15 protein-coding genes are annotated in these 20045 nt (G+C 58.9%); 5 read left to right on the forward strand and 10 right to left on the reverse strand.

All coding sequences use genetic code 11. The features are described from left to right. Positions 1-307 precede the first annotated feature (307 nt). The gene (locus tag N008_RS05850; RefSeq protein ID WP_052381249.1) at positions 308-1225 is read right to left on the reverse strand and encodes a tetratricopeptide repeat protein; all 918 of its coding nucleotides are present in this window, start codon (positions 1223-1225) and stop codon (positions 308-310) included. A gap of 83 nt (positions 1226-1308) precedes the next feature. After that, positions 1309-1614 (reverse strand): HU family DNA-binding protein, encoded by a 306-nt coding sequence (locus N008_RS05855; RefSeq protein ID WP_044014459.1) that lies wholly within the window; start codon positions 1612-1614, stop codon positions 1309-1311. 244 nt (positions 1615-1858) lie between these two features. Here N008_RS05855 and mutY point away from each other — a divergent pair, with 244 nt between their 5' ends. The 4 genes from mutY to recG all read left to right on the forward strand — a co-directional run bounded on the left by mutY (position 1859) and on the right by recG (position 6396). Continuing rightward, complete coding sequence (gene mutY, locus N008_RS05860; protein ID WP_231569788.1) at positions 1859-2899, forward strand: A/G-specific adenine glycosylase; 1041 nt, start codon at positions 1859-1861, stop codon at positions 2897-2899. A gap of 89 nt (positions 2900-2988) precedes the next feature. Beyond that, positions 2989-3414 (forward strand): single-stranded DNA-binding protein, encoded by a 426-nt coding sequence (locus tag N008_RS05865; protein WP_044014463.1) that lies wholly within the window; start codon positions 2989-2991, stop codon positions 3412-3414. Positions 3415-3598: 184 nt separating this feature from the next. After that, on the forward strand, positions 3599-4195 hold the full coding sequence (gene gldD / locus N008_RS05870; RefSeq protein WP_044014465.1) for a gliding motility lipoprotein GldD: 597 nt from the start codon (positions 3599-3601) through the stop codon (positions 4193-4195). A 101-nt stretch (positions 4196-4296) separates the two neighbouring features. Next, positions 4297-6396, forward strand: coding sequence for an ATP-dependent DNA helicase RecG (recG, locus tag N008_RS05875; RefSeq protein ID WP_044014467.1), 2100 nt, complete (start codon positions 4297-4299; stop codon positions 6394-6396). Between the two features lie 63 nt (positions 6397-6459). Here the strand turns inward: recG and N008_RS05880 are convergent, their stop codons facing one another. After that, positions 6460-6696, reverse strand: coding sequence for a hypothetical protein (locus N008_RS05880; protein ID WP_044014470.1), 237 nt, complete (start codon positions 6694-6696; stop codon positions 6460-6462). Between the two features lie 594 nt (positions 6697-7290). On the opposite strand from N008_RS05880, the gene N008_RS05885 reads away from it, so the two are divergent. Then, positions 7291-8556, forward strand: a complete 1266-nt coding sequence (locus N008_RS05885; protein ID WP_044014472.1) for a hypothetical protein — start codon at positions 7291-7293, stop codon at positions 8554-8556. Positions 8557-8724: 168 nt separating this feature from the next. Here the strand turns inward: N008_RS05885 and N008_RS05890 are convergent, their stop codons facing one another. From N008_RS05890 to N008_RS05920, 7 genes are all read right to left on the reverse strand, one after another. After that, positions 8725-10149: a Glu/Leu/Phe/Val family dehydrogenase gene (locus tag N008_RS05890; RefSeq protein WP_044014474.1), complete on the reverse strand. Its 1425-nt coding sequence runs from the start codon at positions 10147-10149 to the stop codon at positions 8725-8727. Positions 10150-10515: 366 nt separating this feature from the next. Continuing rightward, positions 10516-12303 (reverse strand): acyl-CoA dehydrogenase family protein, encoded by a 1788-nt coding sequence (locus N008_RS05895; protein WP_044014476.1) that lies wholly within the window; start codon positions 12301-12303, stop codon positions 10516-10518. Between the two features lie 403 nt (positions 12304-12706). Further along, on the reverse strand, positions 12707-13885 hold the full coding sequence (locus N008_RS05900; protein WP_044014478.1) for an acetyl-CoA C-acyltransferase: 1179 nt from the start codon (positions 13883-13885) through the stop codon (positions 12707-12709). A 178-nt stretch (positions 13886-14063) separates the two neighbouring features. Beyond that, a complete protein-coding gene (locus N008_RS05905) occupies positions 14064-16472 on the reverse strand; it encodes a 3-hydroxyacyl-CoA dehydrogenase/enoyl-CoA hydratase family protein (RefSeq protein ID WP_044014481.1) in 2409 nt (802 codons plus the stop codon). A 182-nt stretch (positions 16473-16654) separates the two neighbouring features. Continuing rightward, complete coding sequence (locus N008_RS05910; protein WP_044014483.1) at positions 16655-17131, reverse strand: MarR family winged helix-turn-helix transcriptional regulator; 477 nt, start codon at positions 17129-17131, stop codon at positions 16655-16657. A gap of 139 nt (positions 17132-17270) precedes the next feature. After that, positions 17271-18101 (reverse strand): carboxypeptidase-like regulatory domain-containing protein, encoded by an 831-nt coding sequence (locus tag N008_RS05915; RefSeq protein ID WP_197062956.1) that lies wholly within the window; start codon positions 18099-18101, stop codon positions 17271-17273. A 141-nt stretch (positions 18102-18242) separates the two neighbouring features. Next, a complete protein-coding gene (locus N008_RS05920; RefSeq protein WP_044018373.1) occupies positions 18243-20042 on the reverse strand; it encodes an AMP-dependent synthetase/ligase in 1800 nt (599 codons plus the stop codon). Positions 20043-20045: the final 3 nt, after the last annotated feature.

Here is a 20045-nt window from a genome sequence, read left to right on the forward strand (position 1 = left end):
AATTTATTAGCCACTCTCGGGGATACAAGATGAGAGATAGACGGGTGGCGCGCCTTAGCAGCAGCGCCCCGCCAGCAGACCCCGAAAGGGCTTACTTCTTCTTGTGACGGTTTTTGCGCAGGCGCTTCTTCCGCTTGTGGGTAGCAATCTTATGACGCTTTCTTTTTTTACCGCAGGGCATGTTGTTGTGGGTTAAGTGGTTGAATGGTTTCCTTCTTAATGGCTGAATGGTTGGATTGTTAAATGGTTGGCCGGGCAACGAGTTGTCAGAACCAACAACCATTTAACAGTCAAACTATTCAGCCATTCAATTAAGCTTCTGTAGCTGCTCATCAACCGCGGCCGTCAGGCTGGGGTCGGTGCTCAGGCTTTTGGTTTTCTGGAAGGCCGCGCGGGCTTCTTCCTTCGCCCCAGTTTCAGCTAACGCGACGCCAAGATAAAACTGTCCGTTGACGTTTGACGGATTTACCTTGGTCAACTCGCGAAAACGCTCTACTGCCTTCTCGTACTGGTTGCTCTGCATCGAGAGCAAACCCAGGTTGTAGATGGCTTTTTCGTTGCGCGGATCGGCGGCCAGCACCTCGCGCAGCAGCACGACGCCCTGCACCGGGTTGGCGCTGGCCATGAAGGCCATACCAAGGTTGGTTTTGGCGTCCAGGTTCTCCGGGTTGTTTTTCAACACTTTACCGTAGAGCTCTTGGCACTTGGCCGCCAGCAGCTTCTGGCGCTCCTGCGTAGCGGCAAAGCTAAACGCTTCGAAGTACGCATCGGCCGCCCGCTGCCAGGCCTGTTCGCCGGGGCGGGCCTGAGCCAGCTGCTCCAGGTAGTAGCCGGCGCTGTCGAATTTCTCCACGGCCTTGTACTTGATTGCCAGATCCGAGGCCACGCGTAGCTTGGCCATGGGGTCGGCAGTCGTCCGGTACTTGGCCAGCAGCGTGTTCAGCTCCTGGCGCTGCGCCGGCGCAATTGTCATGTGGGGCTGCTCGGGAGTAGCCCCGCCGTCGGCATCGTGGCTGCCGGCCGCGTGGCCGTGCTCATCAAGGCCGCCGACAGATGGAGCGGCAGCGCCGTTGTCACGGTTGGCCGTGCGGGCTGCATCCTGGGCCAGTTCGCCTTTGCCTTCCTTGGGCTTTACAATCACCTTGGGCAACAAAAACAGCCCGGCCACCAGGGCCAGGGCCACTGCCAGCAGAATCAGTTGATGTGAAGAGGTGCGTGTAGCCATCCGAAAAAAGCAGGCCGCCGGGCATCCGTGTTACCGGACGCCCCGCGGCGCCGCCAGCAGTAGGTTATAACTGAATCAACACCTTAGGCGTTGGCCAGTTCTTTGATTTTCTTGCTGTTCTTGATTTTGCCGATGAAGGTTTTCGACGGCTTGAAGCTCGGGATGAAATGCTCGTCGATGATGATCGACGTATTTTTCGAGATGTTACGAGCGACTTTCTTCGCGCGCTTTTTGTTTACGAAGCTGCCAAAGCCACGCACGTAGATGTTATTGCCTTCGGCCATCGAATCCTTCACGACTTTGAAGAAGGCTTCCACGGTAGCCGAAACGTCTGCTTTCTCGATGCCGGTCTTGTCGGCGATTTCGGCGATTACTTCTGCTTTAGTCACGCTGGTAAGGTACTATGGGTGAAAAATGAATGCTGGGCAAAACAACCAATTCAGGACGTAAGCCCTTGCCCGGTAAGCTGTTCGCTTGCGAATTGGGGCCACAAAGGTAGCCCCCTTTTTTGGTTTTGCAATAGATTTACCCGCAATAGACTGACCCTTCTTAAATCCTTCCAAGTATTTCTCTTTCAAACACTTGACTAATAATTCTGTTGCCACTGTCCCCACCTTTTTTGCCGCTGCCCTCTTGGAATGGTACCCGCGCCACCGCCGCGACCTGCCCTGGCGCCACACCCGCGACCCGTATGCCATCTGGCTGTCGGAGGTAATTCTGCAGCAGACCCGCGTAAAACAGGGCCTGCCATACTACCTGGACTTCATCAGCTCCTACCCTACCGTGCAGGATCTGGCCGCCGCGCCCGAAGATGAGGTGCTGCGCCACTGGCAGGGCCTGGGCTACTACAGCCGGGCCCGCAACATGCATCATACCGCCCAGCAGGTAGTGCGCGAGTACGGCGGCCAGTTCCCGACCACTTACACCGGCCTGCTGCAGCTGCGCGGCGTGGGGCAGTACACGGCCGCCGCCATTGCCTCGTTTGCCTTCGATGAGCAAGTGGCCGTGCTCGACGGCAACGTGTTCCGGGTGCTGGCCCGCGTGTTTGGCCTCACGCAGGATATTGCGGTGCCCGCCAGCCGCAAAGTGTTTCAGCAGCTGGCCGACACGCACATTCCGGCCGACCAGCCCGCCGAGTTCAACCAGGCCATTATGGAGTTCGGGGCCATCCAGTGCACGCCAGCCAAGCCCGATTGCCTGTTTTGCCCGCTGCAGAGCCAGTGTTTCGCGTTTCAGCACGGCATGGTGAGCGAGTTGCCGGTGAAGAGCAAAGCCAAAGCGGCGCGCACCCGGCACTTCCACTACCTGGTACTGCGCCACGCCGATACGGTGTATATGCGCAAGCGCGGCCCCAAGGATATCTGGGAAGGCCTCTACGACTTCCATCTGCAGGAAACCGATACGGCCGAGTTGCCCGCAGCCGAGCTGCTGGCGGCGGTGGAGGCTCTGGGCGGCCAGCTGGATACCAGCCGGGCCGAGGAGCCCACCCAGGCGCTGCGGCATGTGCTCAGCCACCAGAAGGTGGAAGCCAAGTTCCACCCGGTGTGGCTGCGCGAGCCGCTACCCGCGCAGGCGCTGGCGGCGGCGGGCCTGAATGCCTTTTCCCGCAGCCAGGCTGAGGAGTTGCCGAAGCCCATTCTTATTGCTAATTACATTGACAAATTAATTCGATAAAAACTAATTTTATTAGGTTTTTGTATTCTGATTTTATATCTTTAACTCTGCATACAGCAGTTTATTACGTCTCTCAAACTACCCATAAGATGGCTGGAGTAAACAAAGTAATTCTGATCGGAAACCTGGGCAAAGACCCGGAAGTGCGGCACCTGGAAGGCGGCAGCACCGTGGCCAACTTCACGCTGGCCACCAACGAATACTACCGCGACAAGCAAGGCACGCGCATCGAGCGCACCGAATGGCACAACATTGCGGCCTGGCGCGGCTTGGCGGAAATGGCCGAGAAATTCCTCAAGAAAGGCCAGCAGGTGTACGTGGAAGGTAAAATCCGCACCCGCCAGTACCAGGACAAAGACAACCAGACCCGGTACATCACGGAAATCATTGCCGACGAAATAACGATGCTCGGCAGCCGCCCCCACGGCCAGGAGGCCGCCGCCGGCGCCCCAGCGGCGGCCGAAGCCCCTCAGACGTTCCGGCAGGAGCCGGAGCTCGACCAGCTTCCGTTCTAACGAAGCTGGCACTGACTTCCTGCAAAGCCCTGGCACATTGCCGGGGCTTTTTGCGTTACCGATGGTGCTGCGCCCAACTCCCAGGGAGCCGCTGATGGCGGGCACTGCTGACTAAAGCACGCGTTGCTGCAGGGAAACGCTGCTTCCGCGTTACCTTTGAAATTATACCTCTGCATTGCTGCCAATGCCTGCTCCCCGATATCTGTTTGCTGCCTGCGCCTTTGGTCTGCTGGCCACGGCCTGCACCTCCGCCGGCTCCGACGGCGACTACACGCCCAAGCCCAAAGGCTACAACCGCATCGACCTGCCGCCGCACGCCTACCAGCAGCTGGCGCCGGGCCACCCCTACACGTTCCAGTACTCGCGCTACGCCAAGGTGCTGCGCGACTCCTCGTATCTGGCGCAGCCGCACTGGATCAACGTGTACTACCCGCAGCTGAAGGCCAACGTGCAAATCACGTACGCCGACATGAAAGGCAACCGCCAGCTCACCAACCGGCTGCTGGAAGACGCCCGCAAGCTCACCAGCAAGCACGAAATCAAAGCCACGGCCATTGATGAAAGAATCATCAAAACGCCGAGCGGCCAGCGCGTAGCCGTGTTCGAGCTGCAGGGCGAGGTGCCCAGCCAGTTCCAGTTCTACACCACCGACAGCACCCGCCACTTCTTCCGGGGCGCGCTCTACTTCCGCACCGCCACCGCCAACGACTCGCTGGCTCCCGTCATCGACTACGTTAAGAAGGACATTGTGCAGCTGCTGAACACCCTGAAATATCAATGAGTTGATTAGCGGCAAACCGTAAGCGGCAAGCTACAAGCACCCATCCTGAAAGCTTGTGGCCTGCAGCTTACGACTTGCCGCTTGTGGCTTGCAGCTCTTTTATGACCAACTTCTTTCAGACCAAACTAGAGTACCTGCGGGGCGTGGGCCTGCAACGGGCCCAGCTGCTGCAAAAGGAGCTGAACCTGTTCACCTACGGCGACCTGATCCAGCGCTACCCGTTCCGCTACCTCGACCGTACCCAGTTCTACAACATCTGCGACCTGCACGACGACCTGCCGTACGTGCAGGTGAAGGGCATTCTGCGCAACCGCGAGGTAGTGGGCGAAGGCCCCAAGAAGCGCATGGTAGCCAAAGTAGCCGACGCCAGCGGGGAGCTGGAGCTCGTGTGGTTCAAGGGGGTGAACTACCTGGAAAAGGTGATTAAGAACCACCAGGAGTACATCGTGTTCGGCAAACCCACCATGTTCAACGGCCGCCCCCAGATGGCGCACCCGGAGATGGAGGAAGTAACCGAACAGAAGGTCGGCCAGAGCTACCTGCAGCCGGTGTACAACACCTCCGAGAAGCTCAAAAACTACCACCGCGTCGATAGCAAGGCCATCATGCGCATGGTGGCCGATCTGCTAAAGATTGCCCTGCCCCACGTGCAGGAAACCCTGTCGCCGGCGCTGGTGCAGCAGTACGCGCTGATGGACAAGGCCACGGCCATCCAGCAGATTCACTTTCCGCAGAGTACCGAGCTGCTCCAGACGGCCCGCTTCCGGCTCAAGTTCGAGGAGCTGTTTTACGTGCAGCTCAAGCTACTGCGCCAGCGCGACCAGCGCAAGGTCACGCTGGCCGGCCAAATCTTCAAGGAGGTGCCCACGCTGGTGCATTTCTACAAGAACGTGATGCCCTTCGACCTCACCGGGGCGCAGAAGCGCGTCATTCACGACATCTACAAGGACTTCTGCGCGGGCCAGCAGATGAACCGGCTGCTGCAGGGCGACGTGGGCTCGGGCAAAACCATCGTGGCCTTCATCAGCATGCTCATGGCCGCCGACAACGGCGCGCAAAGCTGTCTGATGGCCCCCACCGAAATCCTGGCCGACCAGCACTACGTGGGCCTGAAGGGCTTTGCCGACCTGCTGGGCCTGAAAATCGGGAAGCTCACGGGCAGCAGCCGTACCGCCGAGCGGCGCGTGCTGCACGAGCAGCTGCGCTCCGGCGAGCTGCATATGCTGGTGGGCACCCACGCGTTGCTCGAAGACGTGGTGCAGTTCAAGAACCTGGGTCTGACCATTATGGACGAGCAGCACCGTTTCGGGGTGGCGCAGCGCTCCAAGCTCTGGCAGAAAAACCCCCACGTAATTCCGCACGTGTTGGTGATGACGGCCACGCCCATTCCGCGCACCCTGGCCATGACGCTCTACGGCGACCTGGATGTGTCGGTGATTGACGAGCTGCCGGCCGGCCGCAAGCCCATCGTGACGGTGCACCGCTTCGACAGCAACCGCCTCAAGGTATTTGGCTTCCTGCGCGACCAGATCAAGCTGGGCCGGCAGGTGTACATCGTGTACCCGCTCATCGAGGAAAGCGAAACCATGGCCGACTACAAGGACCTCATGGACGGCTACGAAAGCGTGGCCCGCGCCTTCCCTGAGTTCCAAATCAGCATCGTACACGGCCGCATGAGTGCTGCCGAAAAGGACGCCGAAATGCAGCGCTTCGTGAAAAACGAAACCCAGATTATGGTGGCCACCACCGTAATCGAGGTGGGCGTGAATGTGCCCAACGCCTCCGTAATGGTGATTGAAAGCACCGAGCGGTTCGGCCTCTCGCAGCTGCACCAGCTGCGCGGCCGCGTGGGCCGGGGCGCCGACCAGAGCTACTGCATCCTGATGAGCGGCTACAAGCTCAGCAAGGACTCGCGCACCCGCATCGAAACGATGGTGCGCACCAACAACGGCTTCGAAATTGCCGACATCGACCTCAAGCTGCGCGGCCCCGGCGACCTGATGGGCACCCAGCAAAGCGGCGTGCTGGATCTGCTCATTGCCGATCTGGCCAAAGACGGCCGCATCCTGAGCGAAAGCCGCGCCGCCGCACAGGCCATCCTGGCCGAAGACCCTGACCTGGTGAAGCCCGAAAACCAGGCCATCCGCCGTCACATCGAGAGCCTGCCGGCTACAGCCGTGAACTGGAGCCGCATCAGCTAGCTGGCAGCCACAACCAAATGCGCGGGCATAAAAAAAGCGACTAGTGAAGTCGCTTACCGAATTCTATTGAAAGCTGGTTGCTGCATTAGCAGTCGAGGAAGTGGGTTGCCACAGCTCAAATTCCCCCGCCGGGGAGCCGGTCTGGACGTTGGGCTTCTGCAGCAGCAATACCGGGCTGATAGGAGCCCCTTCCATTGCCTGCATGGCTTTGGTCAGGTCAGAGAAGCCGGCAGGCTCTTTGGCAAATTTCCCAATGATGATGAGCGCAAAGAGAAGAAAGAAACGAAGTAAAGATTTCATATTGATGGGTAGCTTTCCGGCTGGTAAGAGCGCGGCGTGACAAAGTTAGGGCCAAATTCTTGATTAGACTAGGCAGCAGCGCGTATCTGCCACATATTCAAAGAATTCAATTAGCCTGTTATTGCTGAAATGTGTTGATTGAACGATTGGTAACGCCTTTTTTTGCTTTCGTTAGCTGACTGGTTTTTTCCGGTAGCCGTAAAAGCGGGCCGGCCACTCCGCAAAGAAAACCAACAAACGTGCGAGGAATGACCACCTCAGCGTTATTGATGCATTACCAAATCGTTATCAGGTGGCCGACTGCCTTTCTGATTGTGGGGCGTGTACGGCATGCGCCTGGAGTTGGATACCTTTGGAGAGTACATTTTTCGGGCTTTCATACATTTCTTCATTTAACCCAACTTATCCGTGGATTTGAAACACGTGTTGATAACTAGCCTGCTTGCTGCCAGCAGCCTGCTACGCCCGGAAACAGGATACGCACAAAAGGTAAAGTCAGCGGCGTTCAGCTACTTACCCGAGCGAAGCGAAGACCGTTACAACCAGCGGATCCCGCAAAAAACCTTGGCGCTTCCCGCTGGTGGGTTTCTTATTTTGGCGCACAAATCGGCTACGGAGTACGCCGTAGAACGCTACGATGCCGACCTCAAGCGCCTCTGGAGCACCTCGCTGCCCCTCACTGCCGACCAAGCCGTCGACGGCTTTACCAGTGGCGCTACCCAGGCAACGGTGGTTATCTACCAGAAGACCGCAACGGCACAGTCGCTGTCGGCACAGTTCATAGAGCTGAGTAACGGCCAGAAAGCCCCGCTGAAGAAGCTCACCGAAACCGGCGCCCGCGACCGGCGCCCCGGCCTGGCCTTCTCCCCCGATGGCACCAAGCTGGTGGCGTGGCGCTACCTCACCCGCGAAACCCAAATCAAGAGCATCAACGCCAGCATCTACGACGAAAAGCTCACCAAGCTCAAAGACCGCCTCTACGACTTCAGCGACCAGGGCGCGTTGTTTTCCACCACGGTGCACGTTGGCAACGACGGTACGCAGTACGTGACGCTGGTGAGCGACGAGATGAAGAAGCTGGCCGTTCGCTGCTACCGCAACGATACCAAGGATATCAAGGTGATGTCAGTGGCCGTGGGCGGGGTGTTTGGGGGCAAGGTGGTGAACGTGTTTGATACGCGCTTTCGCCTGCTGCCCGACAACACGCTGTACGCCGCCGCCATCTGCAACGAGCGTGAAAGCGGCCTCTACCACAGCCTGAAGGTGGTGAAGTTCGATTTTTCGGCTGAGGGCGACATGAAGTTTGCGCCCGAGTTCAAGTTCACGCCCGAGTATTTGGCCGAAGTCAACAAGGCCAACGACAGCGCCGCCAAGCGCCTCGAAGACGTGTACCTCACCGATCTGCTGCTTACCGATGACAAACAGCTGGTAGTAGCGGCCGAGAAGAAGTATGAGGAAGGCGGCGACGATTCGCCCGGCCACACCCGCGAGCTGCACCTGTTCGGCTACAACGAGTTCCAGTCGCCCACCTGGCATAGTATCATCGGCAAGGACCAAGTGGCCCCCGCAACGGAAGGCTACAGCAGCATTGGCTACCGGGCGGCCGTGTTTGGGCCCGAGGTGCAGGTAGTGACCTGGGAGAAGCTCAAGAACAAGTCGGACCTGTACCTGCGCCGCGTGAACGTGCAGACGGGCGTGGTATCGGATCCGAAAGGCCTGGGCCTGAACGTGGCCGCCGACCAGAACCCGTCCTACGTGAAGGATTTTACCGGCTGGCTGGATGCCAAAACCCTTATCGGCGTGAGCCGCCCCAGCAAAAAGTCAGCGGCCCTTATGCTGAACAAGATTGTGGTGAAGTAACCACTCTCCTCTGTCATCCTGAGCGAAGCGAAGGACCTTATCACGTTGCGACGAATTGTTCATGCGTGGTAAGGTCCTTCGCTTCGCTCAGGATGACAGATTTATTATACAAAAAAGCCGCTCCTGGAAATAGGAGCGGCTTTTTTGTAGGCAGATATCCGCCTTGGCTTACGGGAAGATGCCGAGGGACTGGTAGCTCACACCGATTTTCTCGATGGCGCTGTAGAAGGCAGCGGTGCGCAGGTCGGTGATGCCGGGCACATCGTCCATTACCTTGCGGATGGAATGATAAGCAGTAATCATGGTGTCCTCAAGACCGGAATGCACCAGGTCGATTTCGTCGGCGCCGTGCACGATTAGCTGGCGCTCCTGGGGGCTGATGGTTTTGCCGGTGGTGCGCTCAATGGTTTCCACCAGCCGGCGCATGGCTCCTTCCTCGGCCCGCTTGCCCATGCGGCCAAAGCGCACGTTCGACAGGTTTTTCAGCCACTCGAAATAGGATACCGTCACGCCGCCGGCGTTGAGGTAGAGGTCGGGCAGAATGATGACGCCCTTGGCGAGCAGGATTTGCTCGGCGGCCTGAGTGGTGGGGCCGTTCGCCCCTTCGGCAATGATTTTGGCCTTGATACGGTCGGCGTTGCCTTCGTGGATCTGGTTTTCCAGCGCGGCCGGAATCAGCACGTCGCACTCCCGCTCCAGCAGGTCCAGCGACTCAGCCACGTCCTCGGCCCCGGCGAAGCCCAGCACCGAGCCCGTTTGCTGGCGGTGCTGAAACAGGGCTTCCACGTTGAGGCCGGCTTCGCTGAACACGCCGCCTTCCCGCTCGGCAATACCGATGATGAGGGCGCCGGCTTCCTGGCAGAACTTGGCCGCGTAGTAGCCCACGTTGCCCAGTCCCTGCACGATGATGCGCTTACCGGCTACCCCGCTGCTCAGGCCCACTTTGGCCAGCATCGGCTCGTCCAGCAACAGCTCGCGCAGGCCGTAGAACACGCCCAGGCCCGTGGCCTCGGTCCGCCCCCGGATTCCCCCCTGCCCGACCGGCTTGCCGGTTACGCAGCCCAGGGCGTTGGTGTCGCCGTACTTGAAGGTTTGGTAAGTATCGGCAATCCAAGCCATTTCGCGGCTGCCGGTGCCGTAGTCGGGAGCCGGCACGTCCATACCGGGACCGATGAGGTTCTTTTTGATCAGCTCCGTGGCGTAGCGCCGCGTCACGCGCTCCAGGATGTTCACGGGCGTAGTGCGCGGATTGATTTTCACGCCGCCTTTCGCGCCGCCGAAGGGCACGTCCACCAGGGCACATTTGAACGTCATCAGGGTTGCCAGGGCCATTACCTCCTCCTCGTCCACGTACACGCTGTAGCGGATGCCGCCCTTGCTGGGCAATTTGTGGTGGCTGTGCTGCACCCGGATACCCTCGAACACCTGCACGTGGCCGTCCACTTCCACTGGGAAGTTCACCTTGTAAATGCTGTTGCAGGCCCGGATTTGGGCGATGATGCCGGGGTCGAGCTTGGAGAAGCTGGCCGCGTGGTCGTAAAACCGCAGCACGCTCTCGTAAAAGTCTTTACCCTGTACCTGTTCGTTGGCCATAGCTGGAGGGAGTTGAAGGTGGAATATGCCTCTGCAAACGGCAGCCCGGCCGTCGGCGTTGTGCTGAGTTGGTAGAGACGCAATATTTTGCGTCTCGTCGTTGCTGATGTTGCTATGTCAATCGTTTGACGGTACCGTTCAACGATGAGACGCAAAATATTGCGTCTCTACACCGTTCGGGTAGCTTCACCCAGATTCCTCCCTTTGGTCGGAATGACAACCGGCCCAAAACGCAGCAAGCCGCCCCCGAAACGGGAGCGGCTTGCGGTTTTTCAGATTCTCATCGGTTTCACAACTCGCAGAAAGCGCCTGCCAGCACCGCCTGCAACATTCATGAAATCCGATGAATCCGGCTAAATCCGTGATTTAGTAGGCGTACTCGTTGACGGCAATCAGCTTGTCGGCGATGCGGCGACGAGCTTCCTTGGCGTTGTAGAGGTCGGCTTTGGTGAAGCGCTTCAGGCCCATGGCCAGCAGGCGCTGCTCGTCACCCTCGGTCATGGTGCCGATGGCGTCTTTGCCGAACTTATTCACCTGGTCCACGGTGTCGTAGAGGTACACGCGGGCAATGTCGATCTGCGTCGAAACGGCCTCCTCGCCTTTGGCGGCGGCTTCCTTCTCCACGCGCAGAAGGGTGCTCTCGGCGGTGTACACCTTGATGGCCATGTCGGCAATGTTCATCAGTACTTCCTGCTCTTTGGCGAGCGAGTTCATGTACTTCTGCACAGCCGTACCAGCTACCATCAGGATGGCCTTTTTCAGCTTGGCAATGGTCTTTTTCTCGGCGGCGAACAGGCCGGTTTCTTCTTCCAGGTTGAAGTCCGGAATAGCCATCAGCTCCTGCTGCACGGCCTGGGCGGGGCCCATCAGGTCCAGCTCGCCTTTCAGACCCTTTTTCAGGATCATGTCCACGAGCAGCATGCGGTTGATTTCGTTGGTGCCCTCGAAGATGCGGTTGATGCGCGAATCCCGGTAAGCGCGGTCCATCGGGTAGTCGGCCGAGAAGCCGTAGCCACCGTAGATCTGCACGCCTTCGTCCACCACGTAGTCGAGCACTTCCGAGCCTTCTACTTTCAGCAGGGCACACTCCACGGCAAACTCGCGGGCAGCACCCAGCAGGGCTTCGTTGTGGCTCTGGCCTTTGCCGAGCAGCTCCTGCTCCATGCGGTAGATGTCCATGCCGGCGCGGTAAATAGCCGATTCTACGGCGTAGATCCGCACGGCCTGCTGGGCCAGCTTATACTTGATAGCGCCGAACTTGCTGATGGGCAGCTTGAACTGCACCCGCTCGTTGGCGTATTTCACGCTCAGCGTGGAAGCCATTTTGGTAGCACCCAGGCAAGCCGCGGCCAGCTTGATGCGGCCGATGTTCAGGATGTTGAAGGCAATGAGGTGGCCTTTGCCAATCTCGCCCAGCACCGCCGATTTCGGCACTTTCACGTCGGACAGGAACACCTGACGGGTCGAGGAACCCTTGATGCCCATCTTGTGCTCCTCGTTGCCGAGGCTCAGGCCGGGCGTTTCTTTCTCGATGATGAAGCCGGTGAACTTGTCACCGTCCACCTGAGCAAACACAATGAATACGTCGGCGAAACCACCGTTCGTAATCCACATTTTCTGGCCGTTGAGCACGTAATGCTCGCCGTCCTCGGTGGGCATGGCTTTGGTTTTGGCGCCCAGAGCGTCGGAACCGGAGCCGGGCTCGGTGAGGCAGTAGGCACCCATCAGCTCGCCGTTGGTGAGGCCGGGCAGGTACTTGGCTTTCTGCTCCTCGTTGCCGAAGTACAGAATGGGCAGCATGGCAATACCCGTGTGGGCCGCGAAAGCCACCGGGAACGAGTGGCCACCACCCACACCCTCCGTCACGCGCAGCGACGTGGGGAAGTCCATGTCCAATCCGCCATATTGCTCGGGTACGCTCACGCCGAACAGGCCCAGCTCGCCGGCCTTTTCCATCAGGCCGCGCATGAGGCCTTCCTCGTGGTTATCGAGGCGGTCCAGCAGCGGCGTCACCTCCTTCTCCACGAAGTCGAGAGCGGTCTGGTGCATCATGTTCTGCTCCTCCGAAAAATCGGCGGGCGTGAATACGTCTTGGGCGTCGGTTTCCTTGATGATAAACTCGCCGCCTTTCACAAGTTGGTTGGTTACTTCCATGACCGGGTGAGGGTTGATGTGGGAAAATTCGAAGTCAAAAAGAAGAGAAACTACTCGGCTTACCTACTATTTACCGGCAAGTAAGCCCCGTTGTTTTGTCGTACCGAAAGATACAAAAATTTGTTATGCTTGCCGACTAGTTCACGAAAAGAAAACCCCAGTTTAATGTGGGGTTTCTTTTTGCGGTTCGGCAGAACGTGTAGAGACGCAATAGCTGGAGTCTCGCCGTTGCTGATGTTGTTTAATATGCGCGGTGCCAGTCGTTCAACGACGAGACTCCAACTATTGCGTCTCTACACGTTCTGACCACGCAGCTTTGGCTTGTGCCGTGAGCGGCTGAGTTTTCCGTCCGAAGCTGGGCTTCGGCCCGCCCACGGCACAAGCTAAAGCTTATGCTACATTATTACTTCAGCAGCTCGTAGATGCCGGCTACGCCCTGGCCACCGCCTACGCAGGCGGTTACCATGCCGTACTTCTGACCCCGGGCGCGCAGCTCGTGGAACAGTTGGATGCTGAGCTTGGCGCCGGAGCAGCCCAGCGGGTGACCGAGGGCAATAGCGCCGCCGTTCACGTTCACTTTGCTCTGGTCCATGTCCAGCTCGCGCATTACGGCGAGGCTCTGGGAGGCGAAGGCCTCGTTCAGCTCGAACAGGTCGATGTCCTGGAGCTTCATGCCGGCCTGGCGCAGCGCCTTCGGCACGGCCTTGATGGGGCCCATGCCCATGATGCGTGGGTCGATGCCTTCGGTGGCGTAGGTCACCATGCGGGCAATCGGCTCCAGATTCAGCTCCTTCACCATGCGCTCCGACATCACAATGACGAAAGCGGCACCGTCGGAAGTCTGCGAGGAGTTACCGGCCGTAACGGAGCCGTTGGCGGCAAACACGGGACGCAGCTTGCCCAGCGCCTCCAGGGAAGTATCGGCGCGGGGCCCTTCGTCGGTATCGACTACAAACGAGCGGGTTTTCTTTTTGCCGGTGGCCTGGTCGAGGTAGGTTTCCTCCACGGTTACGGGCACAATCTGCTCCTTGAACTTGCCTTCCTGAATGGCTTTGATGGCCTTCTGGTGCGAGTTGTAGGCAAACTGGTCCTGGTCTTCGCGGGTGATGCCGTAATCCTGGGCCACGGCTTCGGCGGTGAGGCCCATGCCGAGGTAGTAATCGGGGTGCTGCTGGGCCAGGTTGTAGTTGGGCACGGTTTTCCAGCCCACGGTGGGCACCAGGCTCATGCTTTCGGTACCACCGGCCACGATGCAGTCGGCCATGCCGGCAGCAATTTTACCGGCAGCCATGGCAATGGTTTCCACGCCGGAACCGCAGTAGCGGTTCACGATGAGGCCCGACACGTTCATTGGCAGCGCCAGCAGCGAAATCAGGCGGCCCATCTGCAGGCCCTGCTCGGCCTCCGGTACGGCGTTGCCCACAATCACGTCGTCGATGCGGGTAGGGTCCAGCTGGGGCACCGAGGCCACCAGGTGCTTGATGACGTCGGCGGCGAGGTCATCGGGGCGGGTGAAGCGGAAACCGCCACGGTTGGCCTTGCCAACGGCCGTGCGGTAACCGGCTACGATATATGCGTTCATGGTTTCAAGTCTTAGAGAAGGTGGGGAAGTAGAGGTAGGCTAGCTCCCCTCCTTGGAAAGGAGGGGTTGGGGGTGGTTGACTGGTTGAACGATGGTTAGAGTTAGCTCTAGTATTGTTCTGACGTCATTCAACCACCCCTAGCCCCTCCTTTCCAAGGAGGGGAACTAGTTTTTAGCTCTAGTTTCTCAAGGGTTTGCCGGTGGTCAGGATGCTCTGAATCCGCTCCAGCGTTTTCCGCTCGCCGGTGAGGCTGAGGAAGGCTTCGCGCTCCAGGTCCAGCAGGTACTGCTCCGATACTTCGGTGGGGCTGCTCAGGTCGCCGCCGCACATGATGTAGGCCAGCTTGTTGGCAATTTTCACGTCGTGGTCGGAGATGTAGCGGCCTTCCTTCATGGCGTGTACGCCGGTCAGGAACATGCCCAGGGCGCCTTTGCCCTGCACCTTGATGTTGGTTTTCTGCAGCGGCTGGGTGTAGCCGTCCTCGGCCAGCTCAATGGCGGCGGCTTTGGCCTGGGCCAGTACGCGGTTGGAATTCACCACCACTTCATCGCCGCGGCGCAGGAAGCCCAAATCGAAGGCTTCATGGGCCGAGGTGGATACCTTGGCGGTGCTTACCGTCATGAAGGCGTTGCGCAGCAGGTTGTACTCCGGCTCACCTTCCTCGTACTTGAGGGCGGTGCGCAACGTCATTTCTTTGGTGCCGCCGCCGCCCGGAATCAGGCCCACGCCGAATTCCACGAGGCCCATGTAGGTTTCGGCCGCCGCAACCACCCGGTCGCAGTGCAGGTTCAGCTCGCAGCCGCCGCCCAGGGCCAGGCCGTGGGGTGCGCCCACCACCGGAATGCTGCTGTAGCGCATCCGCATCATGGCCTGCTGGAACTGGGCAATCATCAGGTTCAGCTCGTCGTACTCTTGGTCCAGCGCGAACATGTACACGAGGCCCAGATTGGCCCCGGCCGAGAAATTCGGCGCGTCGTTGCCCACCACGAGGCCGCGGAAGTCCTTTTCGGCCAGCTCCACGCCTTTCAGCAGGCCTTGGATGACGTCGGAACCCAGCGCATTCATTTTCGAGTGGAATTCCACGTTCAGGATACCGTCGCCCATATCGAGCACCGAGGCCCCGGCGTTTTTCCACAGCACTTTGCCCGTGGCGCGCATGTTATCCAGAATGATGAAGTTCTCCATGCCCGGAATGGCCTGGTAGCTCTTCGACTCGATGTCGTAGAACTGCTTCACGCCTGCTTCGCTCACTTTGTAGAAGGCAGTGTGGCCGGCGGCTACCATCTCCTCTATCCACGGCGCTACGGTTTTGCCTTCGGCCTTGGCCAGCTCCAGGCCCTTCTGCACGCCCAGGGCATCCCAGGTTTCGAAGGGGCCCAGGTCCCAGCCGAAGCCAGCGCGCAGGGCGTCGTCAATCTTGTAGAGCGAGTCGGTAATTTCCGGAATCCGGTTGCTCACGTAGGCAAACAGGCCCGCGAAGGTCTTGCGGTAGAAGTCCCCGGCTTTGTCTTTGCCGGCGGCCAGCACCTTGAAGCGGTCCGCCAGCTTTTCAATCGGCTTGGTGGCTTCCAGGGTGGCAAACTTCACCTTCTGGCTGGGCTTGTACTCCAGCGTGTTCAGGTCGAGGGCCTGAATTTCCGACTTGCCGCCGGCGCCCTTCACTTTTTTGTAGAAGCCCTGGGCGGTTTTGTCGCCTAGCCACTTGTTCTCGGCCATCTTCTTGATGAAGTCGGGCAGCTGAAACACGTGCTTGGCTTCGTCGTTGGGCAGGTTCTGGGCGAGGCCGTTGGCCACGTTGATCATCGTATCCAGACCTACCACGTCGGAGGTGCGGAACGTGGCCGACTTGGCGTGGCCGATAACCGGCCCGGTCAGCTTGTCCACTTCTTCCACCGTCAGGCCCAGCTCGCTCATCACCTGCACCACGTCCATGATGGCGAAAACGCCCACGCGGTTGGCAATGAAGGCCGGGGTATCCTTGGCTAGCACCGTGGTTTTGCCCAGGTACAGGTCGCCGTAGTGCATCAGGAAATCCACCACCGACTTGTCGGTTTCCGGCGTCGGGATGATTTCGAGCAGCTTCAGGTAGCGCGGCGGGTTGAAGAAGTGTGTGCCGCAGAAGTGCTTGCGGAAGTCGTCGGAACGACCTTCCGTCATCATGTGAATCGGAATGCCCGAGGTGTTCGAGGTGATAAGCGTACCAGGCTTGCGGTACTGCTCTACGCGCTCAAACAGGCTCTTTTTGATGTCGAGACGTTCCACTACCACCTCAATCGTCCAGTCGCAGCCGGTAATATCCTTGAGGTTATCGTCAAAGTTGCCGGTCTTGATGCGCGCGGCGTCGGCCTTGCGGTACAGCGGCGACGGATTGGCCGCTACAGCTGCCTGCAACGAGGCATTCACGATGCGGTTCTTCACGGCCGGGTTGTCCAGCTTTAGGCCTTTGGCCTCCTCGGCGGGCAGCAGCTCCTTGGGCGCAATGTCGAGCAGCAGTACCTGCACACCGATGTTGGCGAAGTGGCACGCAATGCGCGAGCCCATCACCCCGGAGCCCAATACGGCTACTTTTTTGATGGTACGGTTCATTCGTGGGGAGGAATGAGGTGGGAAGAAATAAGTTTTATGTAAGCTTCAGGCTGTCAGCTACAAGCCGCCAGCATCTGGTTGAAAGTACTCGTCATGCCGAGTTGTTGGCTCTACGTTTCCACGGGCAGTACCGGCGGAAAACAAGAAAGCTATCAGCCAGGTGCCAATAGCTAACCGCCCGGCTAGGCCGGCGACTCGGAGCGCAGGGGTTTCAGTTTGAAGTCGTCGTAGAGGGTTTTGCCCTCAATCATGCCCGTAATCTGGGCTACTACCTTAAAGAACACGTTCAGTTCGCTCTGCGGGATTTTCTCGCGTACCTTCAGGTTGAAGTGGCGCACCGTCTGGCGGGAAATTTCCTTGCCGCGCAGGCCTTCCTCGGTCAGGAAGATGCGCACCGAGCGTTTGTCCTGGGTGTCGGCCTGTTTATAAATGAGTCCCTTTTCCTCCATCGAGCGCAGAATGCGCGTGAGGGAGCGGGTTTCTAGGCCGAGCAATGGGGCTATCTTGGTAGCGGGCGTGCCGTTTTCCTGGTCGATGTTCAGCAGCACGAAGCCAATGCTCGTGGTGATGTCGTGCTTGGCGGCCTGCGTATTGTACATACGCGAAATGGCGTGCCAGGCAACCTTGATGTTATAATCGACGGTTTCTTCGGGAGTCATGGGAGGGTACTGCAAGTCCGGTAAACATACAGAAAACTGTTATGCTTGCATACTAAGTTAGCCAAAAAAAGTTTGGCCCGCGCCGTCAGCCTCACCGGCTGGCAGCGCGGGCCACAGCAAGACGTGGCTCCGGCCGGGCTTAGGGCATCGTGAAGTCGGCTCGTACGGGGTTGGCGTTCAGGTTGGCTTCTACCCGCTGAATCTGGCCGGTTGCCGGGTTCAGCACATAGGGCTCGAAGTAGAAGGCTTCCCGCCCGATGCCCCCGCCTTGTACGTCCTTGGCAGAACCATAGGCTACCAGATGCACTTTTTCTCCGCTGGCAAACCCCAGGCTCCTCAGGGAGGAGGCATGGAAGGCCAGCCGCAACTTGGCTGTGCCCCGCACGGCCGGGGCCGGGGTGCTTTCACTGGCGCTGATCTGCGAAGACTCCAGATACCGGACGTTGCTCACGTCGCTCGTTTTGCCCACGTACAGCCGCACAGCGTACATTTTGGGGGCGGGGTATAGTTGTGGGTTGTACGCTACCTGGCACTCAAACGCTGCTACCTCATCGGGCAGCGAGTTGCTCGTTTTGCTTACCGGCGTCAGGCTGGTCACCTGCGTGCTGCTCTGCTGATCCAGCGTGATGGTGGGGAAGGCAACCGGGGCCGGGCTTTTTACTTCGAGCTCGTAGCGCAGCGTACCCATCCCGGCCCGACTGACATTGAGCACATGCCGGCCTGGCTCGATGTTTTTCAGCTCATAGTTGCCCTGCTCATCCGTTACGACCTGTTTATTCAGCCCTTCTACCTGCACGGTAGTGCCGGCTTTGCCCAGCGGGCGCAGCACCTCATCTTGGGCCAGCACCACCCCCGACACGGTGGCCCCAGTGGCGGCGGGCGTTGGGCTGTCTGCTTCGGATTTGCTGCAACCGCTCAATACAGCTAGGCTACCGACCACCATGCAGCTCAGAGATAGATACTTTTTCATCATCGGAGTAAAATAGTTTTTGTGGGTTGGAACTATTTTTCGTTTTGCAAACACAGTGCCAATTGCCACCAAAACAAACGGCCCGCCCACCGCAAAGCGGTAGACGGGCCGTTATGGGCCAGGCAGTTGCGGCCGCCGAACCTAGTGGCCGCCGGCCCCGGCCGGCTTCTCGGCGTTCTGGTAAATGCCCTCGATGATTTCCTGGTTGTTTTGGGTGATGATTTTGCGCTTCACCTTCATGGTGGGCGTCATCTCGCCGGTTTCCACGGTCCAGAGCTGGGGTAGCAGGGCAATGCGCTTCACCTGCTCCCACTGCGCAAAGCCAGAGTTGTACTTGTTCACCAGCTCATTGTACATCTTCACCACCTTCTCGTTCTTCACCAGCTCCTCGTTGGAGCAGTTGCAGTCCACGCCGTTACGCTTGCACCAGCCCTTCAGGTCGTCGAAGGCGGGGATGACGAGGGCGGAGGCGAACTTCTGGCCGTCGCCGACCACCATACACTGCTCCACCAGTGGCGACTCCTTGAGCTTACCTTCAATGACCTGCGGGGCAATGTACTTGCCGCCCGAGGTCTTGAACATCTCCTTTTTCCGGTCGGTGATTTTCAGGAATTTGCCTTCCACCATCTCCCCGATGTCGCCGGTGTGGAACCAGCCATCGGCATCGAACTCCTTGGCCGTCAGTTCAGGCTTGTTATAGTAGCCCAGCATCACCGACTCCGACTTGGTGAGAATTTCGCCGTCCTGGGCAATTTTCACCTCGGTGTTGTCGATGATAGGGCCTACGGTGCCAATCATGTTGTTTTCGGGCTCGTAGCCGCCCACGGCAATTACTGGCGAGGTTTCGGTGAGGCCGTAGCCTTCCATCACCCGGATGCCACCGGCCCAGAATACGCGGGCCAAACGCGGCTGCAGCGCCCCACCGCCGCTCACGATGCAGCGCAGGTTGCCGCCCAGCGCCTCGCGCCACTTGCTGAAGATAAGTTTGTTGGCCAGGGCCAGCTGCGTATTATACAGGAAGCCGCCGTCCTTCTGGTTGTCGTATTTTAGGCCCAAGTTGAGGGCCCAGAAGAACAGGCTTTTCTTGACGCCGGTTTGCTCGTGGCCTTTGGCCACAATCTTGTCGTACACCTTTTCCAGCAGGCGCGGCACGGTGGTGAAGATTTCGGGCTTCACCTCGCGCAGGTTGTCGGCAATGGTTTCCATGCTCTCAGCATAGTAGATGCTCACGCCGTTGAGCAGGTAGATGTGCGTCACCATCCGCTCGAAGATGTGGCAGAGCGGCAGGAAGCTCAGGGCCTTGTCGTTTTCCGTGACGGGCACGAAGCGCTGAGCGTTGCGGCAGTTGCTGAGGATGTTGTTGTGGCTCAGCATTACACCTTTGGGCTGGCCGGTGGTGCCGGAGGTGTAAATCAGCGTGAGCAGGTCACTGGGCTCCACGGCGGCTTTAATCGGCTCCAGGTCGGCGGGGTTGCCCTTTTTGCCCAGCTCCAGCAGCTCATTGAAGTGGCGGGCGCCGCCTACTTCATCGAAGGTGAAGACGTTCTGCGCCGGAATATCCAGGCCCTCGGTGGCTTCCTTTACCTTGTCATACAGCTTCTGATCCGACACGAAAACGGCCTTTACGCCGGCATCGGTGAAGATGTACTTGTAGTCTTCCACCGTGATGCTGGGGTACATGGGCACGCTGGTGGCGCCTAGCTGCGCAATGCCGAAATCGGCAAACATCCACTCCGGCCGGTTCATCGAAATGATAGCCACCTTATCATCCTTGCCGATGCCGAGGCTGCGCAGGCCCAGGCTCACCTGGTTGACTTTCTCGATGACGGTATCGGTGCTAATAGGGGTATACTGGCCGTTGAGCTTGTAGGCGAAGCAGTCGGGCTTGTTATACTTCTGCTGCAGCTGGGGCAGCAAGTCGAACGTACGGCGGATATCCATGCG

It is taken from the genome of Hymenobacter sp. APR13 (genome assembly GCF_000737515.1).
Lineage (GTDB): Bacteria > Bacteroidota > Bacteroidia > Cytophagales > Hymenobacteraceae > Hymenobacter.

What these genes read in the sequence shown, in the direction of transcription:
- N008_RS05890 (WP_044014474.1), bottom strand. Translation starts at nt 10,149, where the DNA reads ATGGCCAACGAACAGGTACAGGGTAAAGACTTTTACGAGAGCGTGCTG.
- N008_RS05915 (WP_197062956.1), bottom strand. Translation starts at nt 18,101, where the DNA reads ATGAAAAAGTATCTATCTCTGAGCTGCATGGTGGTCGGTAGCCTAGCT.
- N008_RS05900 (WP_044014478.1), bottom strand. Translation starts at nt 13,885, where the DNA reads ATGAACGCATATATCGTAGCCGGTTACCGCACGGCCGTTGGCAAGGCC.
- N008_RS05850 (WP_052381249.1), bottom strand. Translation starts at nt 1,225, where the DNA reads ATGGCTACACGCACCTCTTCACATCAACTGATTCTGCTGGCAGTGGCC.
- N008_RS05895 (WP_044014476.1), bottom strand. Translation starts at nt 12,303, where the DNA reads ATGGAAGTAACCAACCAACTTGTGAAAGGCGGCGAGTTTATCATCAAG.
- N008_RS05910 (WP_044014483.1), bottom strand. Translation starts at nt 17,131, where the DNA reads ATGACTCCCGAAGAAACCGTCGATTATAACATCAAGGTTGCCTGGCAC.
- recG (WP_044014467.1), top strand. Translation starts at nt 4,297, where the DNA reads ATGACCAACTTCTTTCAGACCAAACTAGAGTACCTGCGGGGCGTGGGC.
- gldD (WP_044014465.1), top strand. Translation starts at nt 3,599, where the DNA reads ATGCCTGCTCCCCGATATCTGTTTGCTGCCTGCGCCTTTGGTCTGCTG.
- N008_RS05920 (WP_044018373.1), bottom strand. Translation starts at nt 20,042, where the DNA reads ATGGATATCCGCCGTACGTTCGACTTGCTGCCCCAGCTGCAGCAGAAG.
- N008_RS05905 (WP_044014481.1), bottom strand. Translation starts at nt 16,472, where the DNA reads ATGAACCGTACCATCAAAAAAGTAGCCGTATTGGGCTCCGGGGTGATG.
- N008_RS05880 (WP_044014470.1), bottom strand. Translation starts at nt 6,696, where the DNA reads ATGAAATCTTTACTTCGTTTCTTTCTTCTCTTTGCGCTCATCATCATT.
- N008_RS05865 (WP_044014463.1), top strand. Translation starts at nt 2,989, where the DNA reads ATGGCTGGAGTAAACAAAGTAATTCTGATCGGAAACCTGGGCAAAGAC.